Annotated in this window: 19 protein-coding genes; 6 read left to right on the plus strand and 13 right to left on the minus strand. The window is 61.4% G+C overall.

Annotation, left to right across the window (positions count from 1 at the left end; genetic code table 11):
* Positions 1-59: 59 nt before the first annotated feature.
* The 7 genes from hflX to ACP7B3_RS16220 form a co-directional block, all read right to left on the minus strand.
* The gene (gene hflX / locus ACP7B3_RS16190; protein WP_106577625.1) at positions 60-1361 is read right to left on the minus strand and encodes a ribosome rescue GTPase HflX; all 1302 of its coding nucleotides are present in this window, start codon (positions 1359-1361) and stop codon (positions 60-62) included.
* A gap of 12 nt (positions 1362-1373) precedes the next feature.
* Complete coding sequence (gene hfq / locus ACP7B3_RS16195) at positions 1374-1634, minus strand: RNA chaperone Hfq (RefSeq protein WP_083355553.1); 261 nt, start codon at positions 1632-1634, stop codon at positions 1374-1376.
* Between the two features lie 93 nt (positions 1635-1727).
* Positions 1728-2699 carry a tRNA (adenosine(37)-N6)-dimethylallyltransferase MiaA gene (miaA, locus tag ACP7B3_RS16200; RefSeq protein ID WP_145160161.1) on the minus strand — a complete coding sequence of 324 codons (972 nt, stop codon included), beginning with the start codon at positions 2697-2699 and terminating at the stop codon, positions 1728-1730.
* A complete protein-coding gene (mutL, locus tag ACP7B3_RS16205; RefSeq protein ID WP_426179644.1) occupies positions 2699-4612 on the minus strand; it encodes a DNA mismatch repair endonuclease MutL in 1914 nt (637 codons plus the stop codon). Before mutL ends, miaA begins: the two co-directional genes overlap by 1 nt.
* Positions 4612-6033, minus strand: coding sequence for an N-acetylmuramoyl-L-alanine amidase (locus ACP7B3_RS16210; RefSeq protein ID WP_106577622.1), 1422 nt, complete (start codon positions 6031-6033; stop codon positions 4612-4614). Before ACP7B3_RS16210 ends, mutL begins: the two co-directional genes overlap by 1 nt.
* Positions 6034-6050: 17 nt before the next feature.
* Entirely contained in the window at positions 6051-6521 is a 471-nt protein-coding gene (tsaE, locus tag ACP7B3_RS16215) for a tRNA (adenosine(37)-N6)-threonylcarbamoyltransferase complex ATPase subunit type 1 TsaE (RefSeq protein ID WP_426179646.1), read from the minus strand.
* Positions 6509-7369, minus strand: a complete 861-nt coding sequence (locus ACP7B3_RS16220) for an NAD(P)H-hydrate dehydratase (RefSeq protein WP_242198955.1) — start codon at positions 7367-7369, stop codon at positions 6509-6511. The genes tsaE and ACP7B3_RS16220 overlap by 13 nt, the downstream gene beginning before the upstream one ends.
* A gap of 63 nt (positions 7370-7432) precedes the next feature.
* On the opposite strand from ACP7B3_RS16220, the gene queG reads away from it, so the two are divergent.
* Entirely contained in the window at positions 7433-8497 is a 1065-nt protein-coding gene (queG, locus tag ACP7B3_RS16225; RefSeq protein WP_426179648.1) for a tRNA epoxyqueuosine(34) reductase QueG, read from the plus strand.
* Here queG and ACP7B3_RS16230 read toward each other — a convergent pair.
* A complete protein-coding gene (locus ACP7B3_RS16230; protein ID WP_262208776.1) occupies positions 8494-9111 on the minus strand; it encodes a trimeric intracellular cation channel family protein in 618 nt (205 codons plus the stop codon). The genes queG and ACP7B3_RS16230 overlap by 4 nt on opposite strands.
* A 180-nt stretch (positions 9112-9291) precedes the next feature.
* Positions 9292-9834 (minus strand): oligoribonuclease, encoded by a 543-nt coding sequence (gene orn / locus ACP7B3_RS16235; protein WP_124416282.1) that lies wholly within the window; start codon positions 9832-9834, stop codon positions 9292-9294.
* 108 nt (positions 9835-9942) lie between these two features.
* Between orn and rsgA the strand changes: the two genes are divergently transcribed.
* Positions 9943-10974 carry a small ribosomal subunit biogenesis GTPase RsgA gene (gene rsgA / locus ACP7B3_RS16240; RefSeq protein ID WP_262208748.1) on the plus strand — a complete coding sequence of 344 codons (1032 nt, stop codon included), beginning with the start codon at positions 9943-9945 and terminating at the stop codon, positions 10972-10974.
* Between the two features lie 165 nt (positions 10975-11139).
* Here rsgA and motB read toward each other — a convergent pair whose 3' ends face one another.
* Together motB and motA are read right to left on the minus strand one after the other, a co-directional pair.
* A complete protein-coding gene (gene motB, locus ACP7B3_RS16245; protein WP_262209708.1) occupies positions 11140-12156 on the minus strand; it encodes a flagellar motor protein MotB in 1017 nt (338 codons plus the stop codon).
* 3 nt (positions 12157-12159) lie between these two features.
* Positions 12160-13011 carry a flagellar motor stator protein MotA gene (motA, locus tag ACP7B3_RS16250; RefSeq protein ID WP_017138472.1) on the minus strand — a complete coding sequence of 284 codons (852 nt, stop codon included), beginning with the start codon at positions 13009-13011 and terminating at the stop codon, positions 12160-12162.
* A gap of 166 nt (positions 13012-13177) precedes the next feature.
* Here motA and ACP7B3_RS16255 point away from each other — a divergent pair, with 166 nt between their 5' ends.
* Genes ACP7B3_RS16255 through asd form a run of 3 tightly spaced genes read left to right on the plus strand, consistent with a single transcriptional unit; the run spans position 13178 to position 16463 of the window.
* Entirely contained in the window at positions 13178-14713 is a 1536-nt protein-coding gene (locus tag ACP7B3_RS16255) for an HDOD domain-containing protein (RefSeq protein WP_369301574.1), read from the plus strand.
* A 57-nt stretch (positions 14714-14770) separates the two neighbouring features.
* The gene (locus ACP7B3_RS16260; RefSeq protein WP_242198946.1) at positions 14771-15586 is read left to right on the plus strand and encodes a rhodanese-like domain-containing protein; all 816 of its coding nucleotides are present in this window, start codon (positions 14771-14773) and stop codon (positions 15584-15586) included.
* Positions 15587-15602: 16 nt separating this feature from the next.
* Positions 15603-16463 carry an archaetidylserine decarboxylase gene (gene asd, locus ACP7B3_RS16265; RefSeq protein ID WP_106577614.1) on the plus strand — a complete coding sequence of 287 codons (861 nt, stop codon included), beginning with the start codon at positions 15603-15605 and terminating at the stop codon, positions 16461-16463.
* A gap of 123 nt (positions 16464-16586) precedes the next feature.
* Here the strand turns inward: asd and serB are convergent, their stop codons facing one another.
* Complete coding sequence (serB, locus tag ACP7B3_RS16270) at positions 16587-17801, minus strand: phosphoserine phosphatase SerB (RefSeq protein ID WP_426179653.1); 1215 nt, start codon at positions 17799-17801, stop codon at positions 16587-16589.
* Between the two features lie 134 nt (positions 17802-17935).
* Here serB and ACP7B3_RS16275 point away from each other — a divergent pair, with 134 nt between their 5' ends.
* Positions 17936-19468 carry an AhpA/YtjB family protein gene (locus tag ACP7B3_RS16275; protein WP_426179655.1) on the plus strand — a complete coding sequence of 511 codons (1533 nt, stop codon included), beginning with the start codon at positions 17936-17938 and terminating at the stop codon, positions 19466-19468.
* 207 nt (positions 19469-19675) lie between these two features.
* Here ACP7B3_RS16275 and ACP7B3_RS16280 read toward each other — a convergent pair whose 3' ends face one another.
* Positions 19676-20383 carry a PqiC family protein gene (locus tag ACP7B3_RS16280; protein WP_145160133.1) on the minus strand — a complete coding sequence of 236 codons (708 nt, stop codon included), beginning with the start codon at positions 20381-20383 and terminating at the stop codon, positions 19676-19678.
* Positions 20384-20508: the final 125 nt, after the last annotated feature.

Here is a 20508-nt window from a genome sequence, read left to right on the forward strand (position 1 = left end):
GCGCGCCGACCAATGCTACAGAATGCCTGCTACTGCGGCACAACCGCTTTCGGAGGCTTTTATTGCAAAGTGTGTTGTTCGATGAACTCCGTCGGCACCACACCTTCACGGCTGACCAGCCGATTCAGCTCCGAGCGCGGCAATCGAACGGCCAGCAAGCTGACACCTTCTTCGTCGTATTCTTCTTTCTGTACGGCGCCCAGCTCGAAAAACTGTGCACGCAGTCGAGCAAAACGCTGAGGCAAGCGCAAGGTGCCGACAAACAAATCGCTGCCCAGCAACTCGGCAATGGCTTGTTCAAGCAATTCCAAACCACTGCCATCGCGCGCCGACAGCCAGACCCGCTGGGGCTTGCCGTCTTCATCACGCTGAATTTGTGGCTCAACGCCTTCAAGCAAATCGAGTTTGTTATAGACCTCGAGGATCGGCAAGTCCTGTGCACCAATCTCGCCCAGCACCACCATCACCTGCTCGATTTGCAACATGCGATCCGGTTCGGCCGCATCGATCACGTGCAACAGCAGGTCGGAATTGCTCGACTCTTCGAGCGTAGACCGAAACGCCTCGACCAGCTTGTGAGGCAAGTGACGAATGAAACCCACGGTGTCGGCCAGGACAATCGGCCCCAGGTCGTCCAGTTCCAGACGGCGCAAGGTCGGGTCGAGGGTGGCGAACAGTTGGTCGGCCGCGTACACGTCCGATTTCGTCACGTTATTGAACAGGGTGGATTTGCCGGCGTTGGTATAGCCCACCAGGGAAACGGTAGGGATGTCCGCCCGCATGCGGCCGCGACGCGATTGCTCACGCTGGCTGCGCACTTTTTCCAGGCGACCCTTGATCTGACGCAGGCGAACCCGCAGCAGACGGCGGTCGGTTTCCAGCTGGGTTTCACCCGGACCGCGCATGCCGATACCGCCACCCTGACGCTCAAGGTGAGTCCAGCCGCGAACCAGCCGGGTGCTCATGTGGTCAAGCTGGGCCAGTTCGACCTGGAGCTTGCCTTCATGGGTACGGGCGCGTTGGGCGAAAATATCGAGAATCAGACCTGTACGGTCGATCACGCGACACTCGAAAACACGTTCGAGGTTACGTTCCTGACTAGGCGTGAGGGTGTGATTGAAGATCACCAGATCGGCTTCTTCAGCATGGACCAGGTCGCGCAGTTCCTCGACCTTGCCGCTGCCGATCAGGAATTTGGCGGTTGGCCGATGACGCGGTACGTTAAAAAACGCAACGGTCTCGGCGCCGGCCGAATTTGCCAACTCCTGAAACTCCTGCGGATCTTCGCGCGCCTCAGGGTCCTGTCCATCCAAGTGAACGAGGATTACTCGCTCACCACCACCGTGGCGCTCAAAGAACAAAGGAGACTCCTATCAGGCGTTACCTGGCTCAGCGTCACCCTGTTCGGTATCAGTTGCGCTAGGCAGACGGATAGGACGAACGGGAACGACTGTCGAGATAGCGTGCTTGTAAACCATCTGGCTGACGGTATTTTTCAGCAGGATCACGAACTGGTCGAACGACTCGATCGTGCCTTGCAGCTTGATCCCGTTGACCAGGTAGATGGAAACCCCCACTTTCTCTTTACGTAAAGTATTCAAGTAAGGGTCTTGTAGCGAATGCCCTTTTGACATGTGCCGCACTCCTTTAAGGATCAATAATAAAATTCGGAAAATAGATAGCTTATGGCCGTCACACCCCCAAGGATAGACGGCAATTGCAAGGACTCAGCTCAATATGGAGACCGTTCCCAAGTATTTCAAGGCGCGTGACAGATTGTCGCTGTCCAGGCTGTCCAGCCAGTGCAAATCGCTCCAGCTGCGCAACCAGGTGAACTGGCGTTTCGCCAATTGGCGCGTGGCAATGATGCCGCGCTCCTGCATTTCGGCTGACGTCAGCTTGCCATCCAGATGATCCCAGACTTGGCGGTAGCCAACAGCACGTATCGACGGCAACCCAGCATGCAGGTCACCTCGGGAACGCAGTGCTACGACCTCATCCACAAACCCCTGTTCCAACATAATTGTGAATCTTTGTGCAATTCGTTCATGCAGCACCTGACGATTTGCCGGAGCAATGGCCAGATTCGCCACAGTATAGGGTAATACTGCCTGTCCAGACGCGCCTGCGTCAGCACTTTGCGCAGTTTGTTTCAGCCGATGTTCAGTCATTGTCTGGCCGCTGACCCGCCAGACTTCCAGGGCGCGAGTGAGTCGCTGCGGGTCATTGGGATGAATGCGCGCCGCCGACACCGGGTCAACCGCCGCCAATTGGTCGTGCAGGGCTTGCCAGCCAAGGCGTGCAGCCTCTTCCTCGAGTTCGGCGCGAACCTGCGCGTCGGCCGGCGGCATATCCGCCAGACCTTCCTGCAACGCCTTGTAGTAGAGCATCGTGCCGCCCACCAGCAGCGGAATATTGCCCCGCGCGGTGATTTCGGCCATGGCGGCCAAGGCATCGGTGCGAAAATCTGCCGCAGAATAGCTCTCGGCCGGGTCGATAATGTCGATCAGCTTATGCGGATACTCGGCCAGCAGCGCTTTTGAAGGCTTGGCCGTGCCGATGTCCATGTCCCGGTAAACCAGGGCAGAGTCGACACTGATCAGCTCGCACGGCAACACCTTGGTCAGCTCGATGGCCAGGTCAGTCTTGCCGGCAGCCGTGGGGCCCATCAGGAAAATTGCGGGGGGCAAGGCGCTCATCAACGGCCGCGCAAGAACAGTTTGTCCAGATCGTCCAGGCCCATTTGGGTCCAGGTCGGTCGGCCGTGGTTGCATTGTCCGCTGCGCTCGGTGTTTTCCATGTCGCGCAGCAAACCGTTCATTTCTGGCAAGGCCAGCCGGCGGTTGGCGCGGATCGCGCCGTGGCAGGCCATGGTGCCGAGCAGTTCGTTGATGTGTGCCTGGATGCGGTCACTGGTGCCGTATTCCATCAGGTCCGCGAGTACGTCGGCGACCAGACGGTTAGCTTCAGCTTGTTTGAGCAGCGCAGGAATCTGGCGGATCGCCAGGGTTTCCGGGCCCAGGCGCTGCAACTCGAACCCCAGTTTCTGGAACACGCTGTGGTGCTCCTCAGCGCAATCGGCTTCACGCTGGCTGACGGCCAGGGATTCGGGCACCAGCAATGGCTGGCCGCTGAGGCCTTCGCTGGCCATGGCGATCTTCAAGCGCTCGTACATGATCCGCTCATGGGCGGCGTGCATGTCCACCAGCACCAGGCCGTGGGCGTTTTCCGCCAGAATGTAGATGCCCTTGAGTTGCGCCAGCGCATAGCCCAGCGGCGGGATATCACCGCCACCTTCTGGCAACGCGACAGCAGTGGGCTCGGCCCCCGGCAGCGGCGCGAAAAACTCGCGATAGGCCGCCTGGGCTTCTGCCACCGGCACTGCCGACTGCGGACGCGGCGTGTATTGATACTGATAACCCGCGCCCGCCCCGGAACCCGGCGCCGTGTAAGCAGCCTGAGGCGGTGGCGATTGCAGCAGGTTGGCCGCCAGGCTCATTTCGCCCTGAGGGCCGAACTCACCGGCTTCCGGGCCGCTCGGCCGCACAACGGCCGTCACGATCGGCGCAGACAGCTGATCATCCGGGCGCACATCGCCCAGGGCGCGGTGCAAGGTGCCATAAAGGAAGTCATGCACCATGCGCCCGTCACGGAAGCGCACTTCGTGTTTGGTCGGGTGCACGTTGACGTCGACCACCGACGGATCGACTTCAAAAAACAGTACAAACGTAGGATGCCGCCCGTTGAACAGCACGTCGCGGTAGGCCTGACGCACCGCGTGAGCCACCAGCTTGTCGCGCACCGCGCGGCCATTCACAAAGAAATACTGCAAATCCGCCTGACTACGGGAAAAGGTTGGCAAACCCACCCAGCCCCACAGCCGCAAACCATTGCGCTCGATCTCGATCGGCAGCGCCTGCTCCAGGAAACCCGCGCCGCAGATTGCCGACACACGCCGAGCGCGCGCCGCGTCGTCATGGGCTTCGTGCAGACTGAGGATGGTCTTGCCGTTATGGCGCAAGTGAAACGCCACGTCGAAACGCGCCAAGGCCAGACGCTTGATGACTTCTTGCAGGTGATCGAATTCGGTTTTTTCGGCCTTGAGGAATTTGCGCCGCGCCGGGGTATTGAAGAACAGGTCGCGCACTTCCACCGAAGTGCCCACCGGGTGCGCCGCCGGCTGAACCCTGGGCGCCATGTCGCGGCCTTCGGTTTCCACCTGCCAGGCCTGCTCGGCGCTGCGGGTGCGCGAAGTCAGGGTCAGGCGCGCCACCGAGCTGATAGACGCCAGCGCCTCACCGCGAAAACCCAGGCTCATCACCCGTTCAAGGTCTTCCAGGTCGCGAATCTTGCTGGTGGCGTGACGCGCCAGGGCCAGCGGCAGGTCTTCGGAAGAGATGCCACTGCCGTCATCGCGCACGCGCAGCAGCTTGACGCCGCCTTGCTCCACGTCGACATCAATGCGCTTTGCGCCGGAGTCGATGCTGTTTTCCAGCAGCTCCTTGATCACCGACGCCGGGCGCTCAACCACCTCGCCCGCGGCAATCTGGTTGGCCAGGCGTGGGCTGAGCAGCTCGATGCGCGAGCCACTGTTCAAGACTGATTCGCTCATTACTGCGCCGCCAATTCGGTGCCAGGGATGGTCAACACCTGGCCGACTTTCAACTCATCAGTCTTCAGGTTATTGGCGCTGCGCAAGGTAGCGGCCGACACCTGAAAACGCACGGCCAGCATCGCCAGGGTGTCGCCAGGCTGCACGCGATGGTCACGTGGGCCCTGGGCGATTTTCCCGGAGTCACGCAGCCACGCGATATAGGTGCCCGGTGGCGGGTTCTGCTGGAAGAACTGGCGAATGCCGGCGCTGATCGAGCGCGCCAACGCCTGCTGGTGGCTGGCGCTGGCCAGCTTCGAGGCTTCGTTGGAGTTGGAGATAAACCCGGTTTCGACCAGGATCGACGGAATGTCCGGCGACTTCAACACCATGAACCCCGCCTGCTCCACGCGCTGCTTGTGCAGCGAGGTCACACGACCGATGTTGCTCAGGACCTTCTGGCCGACGTTCAAGCTGGAGGTCAGCGAGGCGGTCATCGACAGGTCGAGCAGTACGCCGGCGAGCATTTTGTCTTTGTCGTCGAGGGACACGTTGCCAGCCCCGCCGATCAAGTCGGAACGGTTTTCGCTGTCCGCCAGCCAACGCGCGGTCTCGGACGTGGCGCCGCGATCCGACAGGGCAAACACCGAAGCGCCGAAGGCAGCAGCCGATGGCGCGGCGTCGGCGTGGATCGACACGAACAGGTCGGCGCCCTTCTTGCGAGCGATTTCGGTACGGCCACGCAAAGGAATGAAGTAGTCGCCGGTACGGGTCAGCTCGGCGCGATAGCCTTTCATGCCACTGACCTGACGTTGCAGTTCACGGGCGATGGCCAGCACCACGTCTTTTTCATGCTGGCCGCGCGAGCCGGAGGCGCCCGGGTCTTCACCGCCGTGACCGGCGTCGATCACCACAATAATGTCGCGTTTACCCGCAGGCGCGGGCGGCGGCGGCGGCAGCTTGACCTGAGGCTGCGATGGATTGACCGGCACCGCTGGCACAGTCGCCACGCTTGGCGTCGGCGCAGGCGGCGGCGCGGCATCGGCGGCATTGTCGAACAGGTCGACCACCAAGCGGTTGCCATATTGGGCGTTCGGCGCCAGCACAAAGCTTTTCGGGGTCACCGCCTTTTTCAGGTCGATCACCACTCGCAGGTCGGTTGGCGTGCGCTGCGCCGAGCGCATCGAGGTAATCGGCGTGTTGGCGGTAGAGACTTTCAACGGCGCGGCCAGGGTCGCACCGTTGATGTCGATCACCAGGCGATCAGGCGCCGTGAGGGTAAAGACGCTGTGCTGGACCGGGCCAGACAGGTCAAACACCAGTCGCGTGTTATCCGGCGCTCGCCACAGGCGAACACTTTTCACCTGTGAAGCAGCCAGAGCATTGAAAGTCATTGCCGCAAGCAACACCCCTACGACAGCAACCATCGCGCGAAAGCGCATACCTAACCCCACCAATTTTATTTGAATTCCAGTGCCAGAGCGGCGCACCACGACTCACCGCGCGCGCTCTGGGGCAACAACTTCAGCTGACGTCCGTGGTCATGCGGCGTAATGGTAATGGTCAGGTCCGGCTTTGGCAAAAAGCCTGTGCCTTTATCTGGCCACTCGATCAGGCACAAAGCGTCCTCGTCGAAGTAATCACGGATGCCCATGTACTCCAGTTCTTCCGGATCGACCAGACGATACAGGTCGAAATGGAAGGCGCGAACCTTACCGATCTCGTAGGGTTCGACCAGAGTGAACGTCGGGCTTTTTACCGCGCCCGTGTGGCCCAACCCGCGAATAATGCCGCGTGACAGCGTGGTCTTGCCCGCCCCCAGGTCGCCTTCGAGAAAGATCAGCCCCGCGCCGTTTGTGACTTGGGCAATGCGATTTCCGAACGCAACCATGGCGTCTTCATCGCCCAGAAAAAGCGTTACTTCAGACACGGTGACTGCTCCTCCAGCAATTGACGAATGGCAGGTATCAGGTCGCTCGCAGCCAGCCCGCGACCGAAAGTGCCTTGGCGATCACCCGCCGTGGCGTGCAACCACACCGCCAGGCAGCTGGCTTCATAAGCCGGCATGCCTTGGGCCAGCAACGCGCCGACCAGGCCACTCAGCACATCGCCCAGGCCCGCCGTGGCCATCGCCGGGTGGCCCTGGTCACAGCGCGAAACACGTCCGTCCGGGCTGGCAATCAAACTGCCAGCACCCTTGAGAATAGCCACTGCATTGAATTTCTGGCTCAACGCGCGCGCCACCTTAAGGCGATCGGCCTGAACCTCGGCTGTCTTCATGCCCATCAAGCGCGCTGCTTCGCCAGGATGTGGCGTGATCACCGAGTTGGCCGGCAGGCTGACGCTGCCGGTAGCCAGTTGATTCAAGGCGTCCGCATCCCAGACTTGCGCCTGTTTGGCGTTAGCGGCGACGGATAACAGGCTTTTGCCCCAGGACGCCTCTGCGAGGCCTGGACCGATGACGATCACCGAAATTTTTTCCAGCAGCCCCATCAACTGATTGGCCGAACTCACGCCAACCGTCATGACTTCCGGCAGGCGCGCCAGTGCGGCGGGGACGTGCTCAGGGCGGGTGGCCAGCGAGACCATGCCCGCGCCGCTGCGCAAGGCGCTTTCGGCGCTGAGCAGCGCGGCGCCGCCAAAGCCGTGGTCGCCGCCGATGACCAGCAGGTGACCGAACTGGCCTTTATGGGCATCCGGGGAGCGTGCAGCCAGTTGCGGCAAATGGCCGTGCAACAGCGGCTGTACGTCGGTTATTGCGTGTTTTGTCTGCGGCATGCGTCTTCAAGCTCCGATGTCTGGCAGAATTATACCTATCTCACCTGCGGTTTCCCTCGTCTCATGCCTGCCATCACCACCGATCTGCCCGCCCTCGCCCAATCGATCAAAGACTGGGGCCGCGAGCTGGGCTTTCAACAAGTCGGCATCAGCGGCCTGGACCTGGCCGAGCATGAACAGCACCTGCAACGTTGGCTCGACGCGGGCTACCACGGCGAGATGGACTACATGGGCGCCCATGGCAGCAAGCGCTCGCACCCCGATGAACTGGTGCCGGGCACGCTGCGCGTGGTCTCGCTGCGCATGGATTATCTGCCAGGCGACACCCAAATGGCGCAGTTGCTGGCCAAGCCAGAAAAAGCCTACATATCCCGTTACGCCCTCGGCCGCGATTACCACAAGCTGATCCGCAAGCGCGTGCAGCAACTGGCCGATCGCATTCAGGCCCAGATCGGCCCGTTTGGCTTTCGCGCGTTTGTCGACAGCGCGCCGGTGCTGGAAAAAGCCATCGCCGAGCAGGCCGGTCTCGGCTGGATCGGCAAAAACACCCTGGTGCTCAATCGCAAGGCCGGCAGCTATTTCTTCCTCAGCGAGCTGTTTGTCGATTTGCCACTGCCGGCAGATCCGCCTCACGCCACCGAGCACTGCGGCCGCTGCACTGCTTGCCTGGATATCTGCCCCACCAACGCGTTTGTCGGCCCCTATGTACTGGACGCGCGACGCTGCATTTCCTACCTCACCATCGAGCTCAAAAGCTCGATTCCTGAAGACCTGCGCCCGCTGATCGGCAACCGCGTGTTCGGTTGCGATGACTGTCAGATCGTTTGCCCGTGGAATCGTTTCGCCCGACCTACCGACGAAGGCGATTTCAAGCCTCGGCACAACCTGGATAACGCCGAGCTGGCCGAATTGTTTATGTGGGACGAGGATAAATTTCTCAGCAGCACCGAAGGTTCGCCACTACGCCGCGCCGGTTATGAACGCTGGCTGCGCAACCTGGCCGTGGGCCTGGGCAATGCGCCGTCGAGCATTCCAGTGCTTGAAGCCTTGAAGGCGCGCCGGGATTACCCATCGGACTTGGTGCGCGAACACGTCGAGTGGGCACTCAACCAGCACGCTACGCGCTAGTGCACGTCGTCGTTGTAGACGAACTTGGGCATTTCCCAGTGAAAACGGATGGCCAGCAGGCGCAACAGAAAGCCGCTGAACAAGGTCAGCAGAATTGCTTGCTCGCTGGGCAACTGCAGATAAAGGCAGAGCATGTAGAACCAGGCGGCAAGGAACGACACGCTGGCGTACAGCTCGCGGCGGAAGATCAGCGGGATGTCGTTGCAGAAAATATCCCGCAGGATGCCGCCGAATACGCCAGTGATCACGCCGCTGACTGACGCCACCAACATGCCGTGGCCCATTTCCAGGGCGGTCATGCAGCCGATCAAGGTGAACGCCACCAGGCCCACGGCGTCCAGCGCCAGGAACAGTGAACGCAGGTGGCGCATCAACGGTGCGATAAAAATCGTCACCAACGCAGCGACGGAGGTCAGCACCAGGTATTCCGGGTGTTTGACCCAGGTCAACGGGTAATGCCCAAGCAACACATCGCGCATCGAACCACCGCCCAATGCCGTGACGCAAGCAATCAGCACCACCCCAAACCAGTCCATGCCACGCCGCCCTGCGGACAGCGCGCCGGTCATGGCTTCGGCGGTGATGGCGATGAGGTAGAGCATCAACAGCATGATGGCGATCCTTGCAATGAGGCGCGCAGTCTAATCATTTGGTGATGGCACCAAAAGGGGGCGCCAGGCGAAAGACCGCGTCAACAGCATCGCAGGCAAGCCAGCTCCCACACTTGAAGTATTCACACATCAAAATGTGGGAGCTGGCTTGCCTGCGATGGCGCCGGGCTAGGCGCCACAGATTCAAGCCTTGATGAAATGCTTACGGTAATGCTGCAGCTCAGCAATCGACTCGCGAATGTCATCCAACGCCAAATGCGTGCTGCCTTTATGGAAGCTGTCTTTGACTTCCGGCGCCCAGCGCGCGGCCAGCTCTTTGAGGGTCGACACATCCAGGTTGCGGTAGTGGAAGTAGCTTTCCAGCGCTTTCATGTGCGTATAAAGGAAGCGGCGGTCCTGGCAGATGCTGTTGCCGCAGATCGGCGACTTGCCCTTGGGCACCCATTTTTCCAGGAAGGCGATGGTTTCAGCTTCGGCGTCGCGCATGCTGATGCGGCTGTCTCGCACCCGCTGGGTCAGGCCGGAGTTGCCGTGGGTGCGCGTGTTCCATTCATCCATGGTGGCAAGGACGGCGTCGCTGTGGTGAATGGCGATCACCGGACCTTCGGCCAAGGTGTTGAGATTGCTGTCGGTGACAATCGTCGCCATCTCGATGATGACGTCGGTGTCGGGGTTCAGACCGGTCATTTCCAGATCGATCCAAATCAGGTTCTGTGGGTTTTGCATGGCTTGATTCTCTTGGCACCTTGGCGTAGCTGCGCAGTTTAGCAGGCAGGGGCGTGCTAGACTCGCGACCGTTTTACCTAACTTTTGCATTATCGACACGGAACACCCATGGCCAAACGCCAGCTCAATCGTCGCCAAAACTGGCGCATCGAAAAGATCCAAGGTGAACGCGCAGCTCGCGCCGCCAAACGTGAATCCTCCGCCGTTGAGGCGCTCGAGGGCGGCGACCTGGGCCCCGAACAGACGGGCCTGGTGATCGCGCACTTTGGTGTGCAGGTCGAAGTCGAGGCGCTGGAAGGCGAACTCGCAGGCTCTGTTTCCCGCTGCCACTTGCGCGCCAACCTGCCTGCGCTGGTGACCGGCGACAAGGTCGTGTGGCGCGCCGGCAACCAGGGGATCGGCGTGATCGTCGCCCAGCTGCCCCGCACCACCGAATTGCGTCGCCCTGACAGCCGCGGCCAGCTCAAGCCGGTGGCCGCCAACGTCGACATGATCGTGATCGTGTTCGCGCCGCTGCCCGAGCCGCATGCCAATCTGATCGACCGTTACCTGGTCGCGGCCGAGCATGCCGGCATTCGCCCGCTGTTGCTGTTGAACAAGTTCGACTTGATCGACGAGCAAAACGCCCCGGCGCTCAACGCGCTGCTGGCGGTCTACCGCACGCTGGGTTACCCGGTGCTGGAAGTCTCGGCGCATCACGGCAATGGCATGGAACAGCTGCAACAGCAGTTGGACGGGCGCATCAGTGTGTTCGTCGGCCAGTCGGGCGTGGGCAAGTCGTCGCTGGTCAACAGCTTGCTGCCAGAAGTCGACACACGCGTGGGCCCGCTGTCGGAACTGTCCGGCCAGGGCACCCACACCACCACCACCGCGCGGTTGTTCCACTTCCCCGGCGGCGGCGAACTGATCGACTCCCCAGGCATCCGTGAATTCGGCCTCGGCCACGTCAGCCGTGCCGATGTGGAAGCGGGTTTCATCGAGTTCAACGACCTGATCGGCACCTGCCGCTTCCGCGACTGCAAACACGACCGCGAACCGGGCTGTGCACTGCTCAAGGCGCTGGAAGATGGTCGCGTTCAGCAACAGCGCATGAACAGCTATCGGTCGATTATTGCGAGCTTGCCCGAGAGCAGTTACTGACCCGTTGTGGCGAGCCCGCTTGTTGTGGCGAGCGGGCTCGGCCCGCGTTGGGCTGCGAAGCAGCCCAAAACCTACACCCTCGGTTTGTCTGACAAGGCGCAGTGAGTGTGCTGGGGCTGCTGCGCAGCCCAACGCGGGGCAAGCCCGCTCGCCACAATCGCTCTGTTACGACCCAGGCGCAGTAGGATCTTTCACCCCACCATCATCAAACAGGTTCAGCTTCTGCCGCAGCTCGTGGGCCGGCAGCGGCTCCTGCCCTGGCGGAATCGCGTTCGGGTCGGCCGGCACTTCGCCCGGTGCGCCCTCGCCTTGGGCCGGTGCCGCCGGCGCTGCGCCCTGATCGCCTTCGATCGCACGCTGGGCCTTTTTGGTCAGCACGACAATATCAATCCGACGGTTGATCGGGTTGAACGGGTCTTTAGGATCAAACAGCTGCGACGACGCAAAACCCACCACGCGCGCCACTTGCGGGTCCGGGTAGCTGCCCGCTACCAGCGCACGGCGGGCGGCGTTGGCGCGGTTGGCCGAGAGTTCCCAGTTGCCGAAGTCACCCTGGCCCGCATACGGCTTGGCGTCGGTGTGGCCGCTGATGCTGATCTTGTTCGGCACCGCCTTGATGGTGTCAGCCATGGCCAGCAGGATGTCTTCAAAGTACGGTTTCAGACGCGCGCTGCCGGAGTCGAACATCGGCCGGTTGGCGGCGTCGGTGATCTGGATGCGCAAGCCTTCCGGCGTGATCTCGAAAGAAATCTGATCCTTGAACTTCAGCAACTGCGGGTTCTCTTCAACCTTGGTCTGCAGTTCCTGCAGCAACAATTCCAGGCGTTCCTGCTCGACCTGCTCGGCCATCGATTCGACGGTGTCGCGCTCGATCGGGATTTTTTCCTGCGGCGCTTCGGTCTTGACCTCCGGGTTGATGGTGCGCTCAGGCGCCAGCTGCGGCGAGCCGCCCAGGTCAATCACAAACGGTGTGCCGCTTTCCGAAAAGCCAATCGGGTCTTTGAAGTAACCGGCGATGGCGATCTTCTGTTCGGGCGTGGCGGTGGACATCAGCCACAGCACCAGGAAGAACGCCATCATCGCCGTGGCAAAGTCGGCGAAGGCGATTTTCCAGGCGCCGCCATGGTGCCCCGCAGCGAAGCGCTTGACGCGCTTGATGATTATCGGCTGGTTGTTTTCCATGACTTAGCGACCGCGAACCGCTTGTTCCAGCTCGGCAAAACTTGGGCGATGTTTCGGGTACAGCACCTTGCGCCCGAACTCCACTGCCAGCGATGGCGGCATGCCGGACGCCGAAGCCACCAGGCAGGCCTTGATCGCTTCGTACAAATTCACTTCTTCCTTGGCATCGTGCGCCAGGGAAGTGGCCAGTGGGCCGAAGAAGCCGTAAGCGGCGAGAATACCGAAGAAGGTACCCACCAGGGCCGCGCCCACGTGCATACCGATGGCCTTCTGGTCGCCTTCGCCCAGGGAAGCCATGGTCACCACGATGCCGAGTACCGCCGCGACGATACCGAAACCGGGCATGCCGTCGGCAACGCCGGTCACGGCGTGGGACGGATGCTCCAGCTCTTCCTTAAGGCTGAACAGCTCCATGTCGAACAGGCCTTCCAACTCGTGCGGCGCCATGTTGCCGGAGGACATGATGCGCAGGTAATCGCAGATGTAGGCAGTCATGCGCTCATCTTTGAGCACCGCCGGGTACTTGGCGAAAATGGGGCTGGCGGCGGCGTCTTCGATGTCGCCCTCGATGGCCATCATGCCTTCGCGACGACTCTTGTTGAGGATCTCGTAAATCAGTCCCAGCACTTCCAAATAAAAGGTGTGGGAGAAGCGTGAGCTGAACATGCCCAGCGACTTCTTGATCACGTGCATGGTCATGTAGCCGGGGTTGGCCTGCAGGAATGCGCCAAACGCGGCACCGCCGATGATCAACACTTCGAAGGGCTGGATCAGCGCGGCAATTTTACCGTGGGACAGGACGTACCCACCGAGCACACTTGCGATGACGACGATGATGCCGATAATTTTAGCCATAGGAGATTGGTACTTGCGCCGTCGGGTTCATGGACATATTGGGTGAAGCTGAAAACTCTTGTTCTACTTATCGGCAAAACTGCGCCAGACTATAGCCCGTTAAGGCGAAAAGCCAATTCGGCCCGTTCCGGGCGTGTAGAACGCAAGTGATGATCGCGCCCCAATCATGGCTAATGAAACGACAGCTCCAACGACAAAACCCACTACCCTCGCGGCTTGGATAAAGCGCCTGGACGATGTGCTGCTGCCTGTTCCTCAGGCTAGTCACGAACGCGTGTGCAAGGCCATCCGCGATAGCCGTAGTTCTTTACGGGATATTGCCGAGCTGATGCAACACAGCCCGGCGCTGGTGCTCAGCGTGATGCGCGAGGCCAACGGCCAGGCCCATGGCAGCCTGTCAGGGCCGGCGGAAAACCTCGAAGTGGCGCTCAACCGCCTCGGCCTCAAACGCGCCGAGGAGTTGCTGGCGCGCCTGCCCTCGGTGCCGGAAAAAGACATTCCGGTGGCCCTGCGCCAACTGCTGCTGGTGAGCCAGCACGCCTCCCAGCAAGCCAACGGTTTGTTCGCCAGCCGCCTCGCGCGGTTGTGGCAAGACATTCATTGGGGCAGCCTACTGTTTCTGTCGCCGCTGTGGCCGATGGCCGTCGCCTACCCCAAGCTTCTGGAAGAATGGGAACTGCGGGTGATCCACAAAGGCCAGTCGGCACACAAGGTCGAACAGGCATTGTTCGGCGTGCGCCTGCTGGACTTGTGCCGCGGCTTGACCGAAGCCTGGCACCTGCCGATCTGGGTCTCCCAAGGCTACAGCCTGCTGCTGACCGAACAGCGCTTGCTGGTCAAGGCGCTGCACATCGCCCGTGAAGACGACGCGCTGCGCCAACAGCAATTGCTCGACGCCGAACCCAACCTGCGCCGCTGGCTGAACCAGCCGGCCAACACTGTGCTGCTGGCCAACGGCCTGGCGATGTCGGCGCAGGAATCCTGGACCTGCCCGCACACCGAGCGCTGGCAGTACCTCACCGCGCTGTACCTGCAAGAGCCGCTGAGTGACGTGCAGCAGCAGGTTCACCAGCAAGCGGTGACCAGCGCACGCACGACCTTGATGCCTGACCTCTGGCACCCGGCGTTGTCGCTGATCTGGCCGTGGCATGTGCAGAAAATCCATCGCGGCCTGTTGCCGGCGCCGCCGCCCACTGCCGAAGCACTCGCCGTGTGGCGCAAGCGTTGCACCGAGCTGCTGGTCGAACCGAGCCGTTTTGCCAATGCCATGCACCTGACCACCTGTGCCCGAGAAGCCTTGGTCGCCAGTGGCATGCAGCGCGTCTTGTTGTTCATGGCGGACCGCGCCTTGAGCACCTTGCGCGTGCACCAGGCCGACGGCTTGCCCAAGGACGCGGCGAACCTGAGCCTGGATGTGGTCAACAGCACGCTGCTGCAGCGCCTGCTGGAAAAGTCTGCCCAGGTACGCCTCACGCCAGACAATCACGCACAGTTCTCGGCCTTGCTGCCGCCGATCCTGCGCCGCCTGTTCAATGGCGAACACCTGTTGCTGCGTTCCTTGAGCTGCAACGGCAAGGTCGTGATGCTGATGGTCGCCGATCAGGGCGGCGGGCCGTTCTCGGAAACCACCGTGCAGGCCTTCGGCAAAACCGCTCAATGCATCGAGAAAGCGCTGCACAGCTTTACCAACCGCAGCGCTTGATGCTTGCGCTACAATCGCCCTCTTTTATCGCCAACAATTGTGCCCAGGAGACCTCACATGCCTGACTTCTCTGGCTTGCCGCTGGTGATCGAGTCCAGCGACCTGCTCGGTCAACTGGATGCCGAACACCTGATTCTGGTGGACCTCACCAGTGCCGCCCGCTACGCCGAAGGGCATATCCCCGGCGCGCATTTCGTTGACCCCAAGCGCACCCAACTGGGCCAGGCGCCCGCACCCGGTTTGCTGCCGCCCAAGGCCGACCTCGAAAAACTGTTCGGCGAACTGGGCCACACCCCGGATGCGACCTACGTGGTCTACGACGACGAAGGCGGCGGCTGGGCCGGGCGCTTCATCTGGATGCTCGACGTGATCGGCCACCAGAAATACCACTACCTGGACGGCGGCCTGCTGGCCTGGCTGGAAGAGAAATACCCAGTTTCCACCGAAGTGCCCGCCCCCGTCGGCGGCCCTGTCAGCCTCACGCTGCATGACGGCCCCACGGCCACTCGCGAATACCTGCAAAGCCGACTCGGCGCAGCCGACCTGGGTATCTGGGATGCCCGCGGCCCCCTGGAATATTCCGGCGAGAAAGTGCTCGCCGCCAAGGGCGGACACATCCCCGGCGCGGTGAACTTCGAATGGACCGCCGGCATGGACAAGGCGCGCAACCTGCGCATCCGCCGCGACATGCCGCAGATCCTCGAAGACCTCGGGTTGACCAAAGACAAAGAAATCATCACCCACTGCCAGACTCACCACCGCTCTGGCTTCACCTACCTGGTGGCCAAGGCGCTCGGTTATCCGCGAGTCAAAGGTTATGCCGGTTCCTGGGGCGAATGGGGCAACCACCCCGACACCCCCGTTGAGATTTAAGGTTTAAGGACAGTTAATGAAAAAGCAGTTGTTTATCCTCAGCCAGTACTTGCTGCCGCACCACTTGCTCTCGCGACTGGCCGGCTGCATCGCCGAGTGCCGCGTGCGCTGGTTCAAGAACGCCTTCACCGCCTGGTTCGCCAAGCGCTACCAGGTGGACATGTCCCAAGCCCTGGTTGAAGACTTGACCGCCTACGAGCATTTCAACGCCTTCTTCACCCGCGCCTTGAAAGACGGCGCGCGCCCGCTGGATCAAACCCCGGGCGCGGTACTCAGCCCGGCCGACGGCGCCGTCAGCCAGCTTGGCCCAATCGAACACGGCCGCGTGTTCCAGGCCAAGGGCCACAGTTTCAGCGTGCTGGAATTGCTGGGCGGCGATGCAGCATTGGCTGCACCGTTTATGGGCGGTGATTTCGCCACTATTTATCTGTCGCCAAAGGACTACCACCGCGTGCATATGCCGCTGGCCGGCACGCTTCGCGAGATGGTCTACGTGCCGGGTCGGATTTTCTCGGTCAACCAGACCACCGCCGAAAACGTGCCTGAGCTGTTTGCCCGTAACGAACGTGTTGTCTGCCTGTTCGACACCGAACGCGGCCCGATGGCTGTAGTGTTGGTAGGTGCGATGATCGTCGCGTCGATTGAAACCGTATGGGCCGGGCTGGTGACGCCGCCAAAACGCGAGCTGAAAACCTTCCGCTACGACGAGGCTGCACGCGCACCGATTCACTTGGAGAAAGGCGCGGAGCTGGGCCGCTTCAAGCTGGGTTCGACTGCAATTGTGCTGTTCGGGCCGGATCAGGTTAAGTGGGCTGAAGAACTGGTGGCGGGTACGCCGGTGCAGATGGGCCAAGGCATCGCCGCGCCTAAAGCCTGACACCGAACCCCATGTGGGAGGGGGCTTGCCCCCGATAGCTGTTTTTCAGTCAACTCATCTGGTGACTGACTCATCGCAATCGGGGGCAAGCCCCCTCCCACATTTTTAACTAGGTTTTGCCAGTTACAGCTGACCGTCGCGGTCGCGCAAGCCCAGCAGGTACAACACGCCATCCAGCCCTAATGTCGAGATCGCCTGCTTGGCCGATTGCTTGACCAGCGGCTTGGCGCGGAACGCCACACCCAAGCCGGCAATCGCCAGCATCGGCAAGTCATTGGCGCCGTCACCGACCGCAATGGTCTGTTCCAGACGCAAACCTTCCTTATGGGCCAATTCCCTCAGCAGATCCGCCTTGCGCTGCGCGTCGACAATCGGCTCCACCGCCACGCCCGTCACCTTGCCATCCACCACTTCCAGCTCGTTGGCGAACACATAGTCGATGCCCAGCTTGGCCTGCAGTTGCTTGGCGAAGTAGGTGAAGCCACCTGACAGGATTGCGGTTTTGTAGCCCAAGCGCTTGAGTTCGGCGAACAAGGTTTCGGCGCCTTCGGTCAGGCGCAGCGAGGCGCCGATCGAGTCCAGCACACTCACATCCAGGCCTTTGAGCAGCGCCAGGCGCTCCTTGAAGCTGGCACGGAAATCCAGCTCACCGGCCATGGCGCGCTCGGTGATTTCAGACACTTGCTCGCCCACACCGGCAGCCTTGGCCAGCTCGTCAATGACTTCGGCTTCAATCAGCGTGGAGTCCATGTCGAACACCGCCAGGCGGCGGTTACGGCGGAACAGCGAGTCTTCCTGGAAGGCGATGTCGACATTCAGCTCCTGAGCCACGCTCAAGAACTCGGCGCGCAGCGCTTGCGGATCCGCCGGTTCGCCGCGCACGGAAAACTCGATGCAGCCCTTGCCCTTGTCGGCTGGCGTATCGAGCGGCATGCGACCCGACAGACGGTCGATATGATCAATATTCAACCCGTACTGGGCAGTAATCGAGCTGACGCGCTGCAACTGCTCGGCGGTGACCTTGCGAGTCAGCAGCGTCACGATGTGGCGTTTTTTGCCCTGGCCGTCGACCCAGTGCTGGTAGTCGGCTTCGGAGACCGGGGTGAAACGCACCTGCTGATCGAGCTTGTACGCCGTAAACAGGATGTCCTTGAGCACCGACGAAGCCTGTTCGGTACTCGGGATTTCCACGAGGATGCCGAACGACAGGGTGTCGTGGATCACCGCCTGGCCGATGTCGAGAATGTTCACACCACCCTGGGCCAGCACACCGGTAATGGCTGCGGTGAGACCCGGTCGGTCAACACCTGTGATGTTTATCAGGACAATTTCGCGCAAAGCGCACCCCCAGGCTGGAAAAAAACCGCATTCTACCCACTTTCAGTGACCATCGGGCACAGCCAGCGCTTTGCCGGTCCCAGGCCTGTCGCTATACTGCGCGTCAACTTCACGGACTAAAGAGCCGAGCTCAAGTGAACCGGCCTACGCCAGTAAAAACCGATAACTTCTTCCTGCTGATCTTCCGGGCACTGCGCCACCGCCGTGTACCGATCGCATTACGCATCGCCAGCCATAACGTGATCCTGGTCGCTCTGGCCCTGGTGATCTATGCCTGCGTGATGGGCTTGCAGTTCAAGCAGGCCATGCACGAGCAAGCCGACGCCCTGGGCGAGAGCCTGACCACTCAGACCGCCACGTCGGCGACTGAGCTGCTGGTGTCCAACGACATTCTCAGCCTCAACGTGCTGCTCAACAACCTGACCAAGAACCCGTTGGTGGCCCACGCCGCGATCTACAGCGTGGACAACCGGATCATGGCCGAAGCCGGGCAACGCCCGAAAAACGGCCTGCTGGGTGAAGCCGAAGGTTTGTATTCGAGCAACATCACGTTTCAGGATGTGAAGGCCGGCCAACTGCGCATCAGCCTGGACATGCAGCAATTCCAGCAGCCGATGACCATCAGCCTGCAAAGCATGGGCATCCTCAGTGCAATCCTGCTGGCATTGGCCCTGGCCTTGAGCTTGCGCCTGGGCCGGCATATCTCCACGCCGCTGATGCAGCTGCGCATCTGGCTGCGCGATATTGACGAACACACCCCGGCCACTGATCGCCAGGATGAGATCGGCGACCTCGCCCGCCAGCTTCACGCCAGCTTCGCTCCAGAACCGGTAGTGCCCGAGGTCGAACCCGAGCCCGAGTACGACGATACCGATTACGACGACGAACCCGAGTTTGAAGTGCGCGACCTGCGTGATCCGGGCTTTGACGAAAGTGCCCCGGTGGCAGGCCTCAAGCCCGCGCCCCGCCAGGTCATCAAGGCTGAGGAAGATGAACTGGATGATGAAGACCCGTTCTCCGACCTGCGCGATACCTCGGCCGGCACCCCGGCGGTTGCGCCTAAGCCTGAACCGGTGAAGAACACCGAGCCTCAGCACAGCGCCGTATTGGCCGTGCAACTGGGCGCCCAGGACCAACTGCGCCGCCTGCCCCGCGCCCGCCTGACGGAATTGCTGGAACGCTACCGCGACTGCCTGGACCAGGCCGCCTCGCTGTATCAGAGCGAACTGCACACCCTGAACGACGGCAGCACGCTGATGCTGTTCCACAGCGAAGACAGCGGCGAAGATTACCTGACCAACGCTATTTGCTGCGGCGAGTTGTTGCGCGCCCTGGGCCATGCCCTGCAGATCGAAGTAGCCGACAGCGGCATCACCTTGCAACTGCAGCTTGGTTTGACCGTGGGCGATGATCTGTTTGGCATGAGCCAGATCGACCTGCTGCTGACTGAAATCGCCCAGGATGCGCTGGCCTTGTCGCAACACAGCCGCAACCTGCTGCTGGTGGAGCGCAAGATCAGCGAAGACACGCTGATTCGCCAACGCGCGCGTATCCGCCCGATTGCCAGCCCTGAAGGCGCCAGCTGTGTGGAACGCTTGATGGAGCCGTATCCGTCGATGCTGGAGCGGCAGTTGGCGCGGATGCATGAGACCCGTACCAAGCCCTGAGGAACACCGCCAAGCCCACTGAGCAGTGGGCTTGTGTGGGTGCGGGTTTGCTCGCGAAGGCGGTGTGTCAGTCGCCAGACTTATCGACTGATCCAACGCATTCGCGGGCAAGCCCGCTCCCACAGTTGATCTTCAGCATGGCTCGAATCGCAGACAAACAAAAAGGCCCGCTGAATAAGCGGGCCTTTTGTTTGTCTGCGATTCAGATCAGAACCTGAACACTTCCATGTCCGTACGAATCGGCGTAGCCATCGGCATCTTCGGCTTTTCCGGCGCTGCGGGCTTGGCCTGAGCCGGGGCTTGCTTGCGCGGTGCCTCGGCAATCGGCGGCTGGTTGGCCAATGGCTTGAGCGCCACCGACAACTGCTGCGCCAGATGCTGCAACAACACGCCCTGGGCCTGGACCTGGGACGCGGTGGTGCCGCTGTGTTCTTCCTGCAAATGCACGATGCGGTTGTCACGCACCTGGCCACGGCGGTCGATCAGACGCCACTGCGCGTCAAGGATGGCCGGCTGCGAGGCGCCCGAGTCGAGCCGCGTAATGGTCAGCAACACCTGCACATCCGGAGTAAAGCCGGTTGGCGCAGGCGCGAGCACCACACGCTGACTGTCCAGATGACCGGCCACCTGGCGCAACATCAGCTGGTTGATGTCGGACGACAAGCTGCCCGCCCAACGGCCATCAGTGGAACCTTGCAGGCTACCATCGTTCTGACGTTGCAGCAGGGTTTCGCGTTGCAGGTAATCGGCAACGACTACCGGGCCAAGCAATACAGCCATGCCAGCGGTTTGCGCCGGCTGAGCTGGACTTCCGCTGTCCAGCTGGTACAGCGACACCGGTTGGTGCGTGCTGCAACCCGCCAGCCCCAAAAGGCCAGCGAGCATCAAAAATAAAGGAAGGCGTGGAGCAGTCATCATCCCATCCAGGTGGCTGCCACAAGGCGAACCACAATGTAATACTAAAAATAACCTAAATACGCTCGGCCACGCCGGCGCTGGAAAGGCCATATCATCCGTGAATATGCTCCATGACTCCAGCG

Source organism: Pseudomonas sp. TWRC1-2 (genome assembly GCF_049896685.1).
Taxonomy (GTDB): Bacteria; Pseudomonadota; Gammaproteobacteria; order Pseudomonadales; family Pseudomonadaceae; genus Aquipseudomonas.

Excerpts from the sequence above, each read along its gene's own strand:
- hfq (WP_083355553.1), bottom strand. The coding sequence starts at position 1,634 with ATGTCAAAAGGGCATTCGCTACAAGACCCTTACTTGAATACTTTACGT.
- miaA (WP_145160161.1), bottom strand. The coding sequence starts at position 2,699 with ATGAGCGCCTTGCCCCCCGCAATTTTCCTGATGGGCCCCACGGCTGCC.
- mutL (WP_426179644.1), bottom strand. The coding sequence starts at position 4,612 with ATGAGCGAATCAGTCTTGAACAGTGGCTCGCGCATCGAGCTGCTCAGC.
- ACP7B3_RS16210 (WP_106577622.1), bottom strand. The coding sequence starts at position 6,033 with ATGCGCTTTCGCGCGATGGTTGCTGTCGTAGGGGTGTTGCTTGCGGCA.
- ACP7B3_RS16220 (WP_242198955.1), bottom strand. The coding sequence starts at position 7,369 with ATGCCGCAGACAAAACACGCAATAACCGACGTACAGCCGCTGTTGCAC.
- queG (WP_426179648.1), top strand. The coding sequence starts at position 7,433 with ATGCCTGCCATCACCACCGATCTGCCCGCCCTCGCCCAATCGATCAAA.
- orn (WP_124416282.1), bottom strand. The coding sequence starts at position 9,834 with ATGCAAAACCCACAGAACCTGATTTGGATCGATCTGGAAATGACCGGT.
- rsgA (WP_262208748.1), top strand. The coding sequence starts at position 9,943 with ATGGCCAAACGCCAGCTCAATCGTCGCCAAAACTGGCGCATCGAAAAG.
- motB (WP_262209708.1), bottom strand. The coding sequence starts at position 12,156 with ATGGAAAACAACCAGCCGATAATCATCAAGCGCGTCAAGCGCTTCGCT.
- motA (WP_017138472.1), bottom strand. The coding sequence starts at position 13,011 with ATGGCTAAAATTATCGGCATCATCGTCGTCATCGCAAGTGTGCTCGGT.
- ACP7B3_RS16255 (WP_369301574.1), top strand. The coding sequence starts at position 13,178 with ATGGCTAATGAAACGACAGCTCCAACGACAAAACCCACTACCCTCGCG.
- ACP7B3_RS16260 (WP_242198946.1), top strand. The coding sequence starts at position 14,771 with ATGCCTGACTTCTCTGGCTTGCCGCTGGTGATCGAGTCCAGCGACCTG.
- asd (WP_106577614.1), top strand. The coding sequence starts at position 15,603 with ATGAAAAAGCAGTTGTTTATCCTCAGCCAGTACTTGCTGCCGCACCAC.
- ACP7B3_RS16280 (WP_145160133.1), bottom strand. The coding sequence starts at position 20,383 with ATGACTGCTCCACGCCTTCCTTTATTTTTGATGCTCGCTGGCCTTTTG.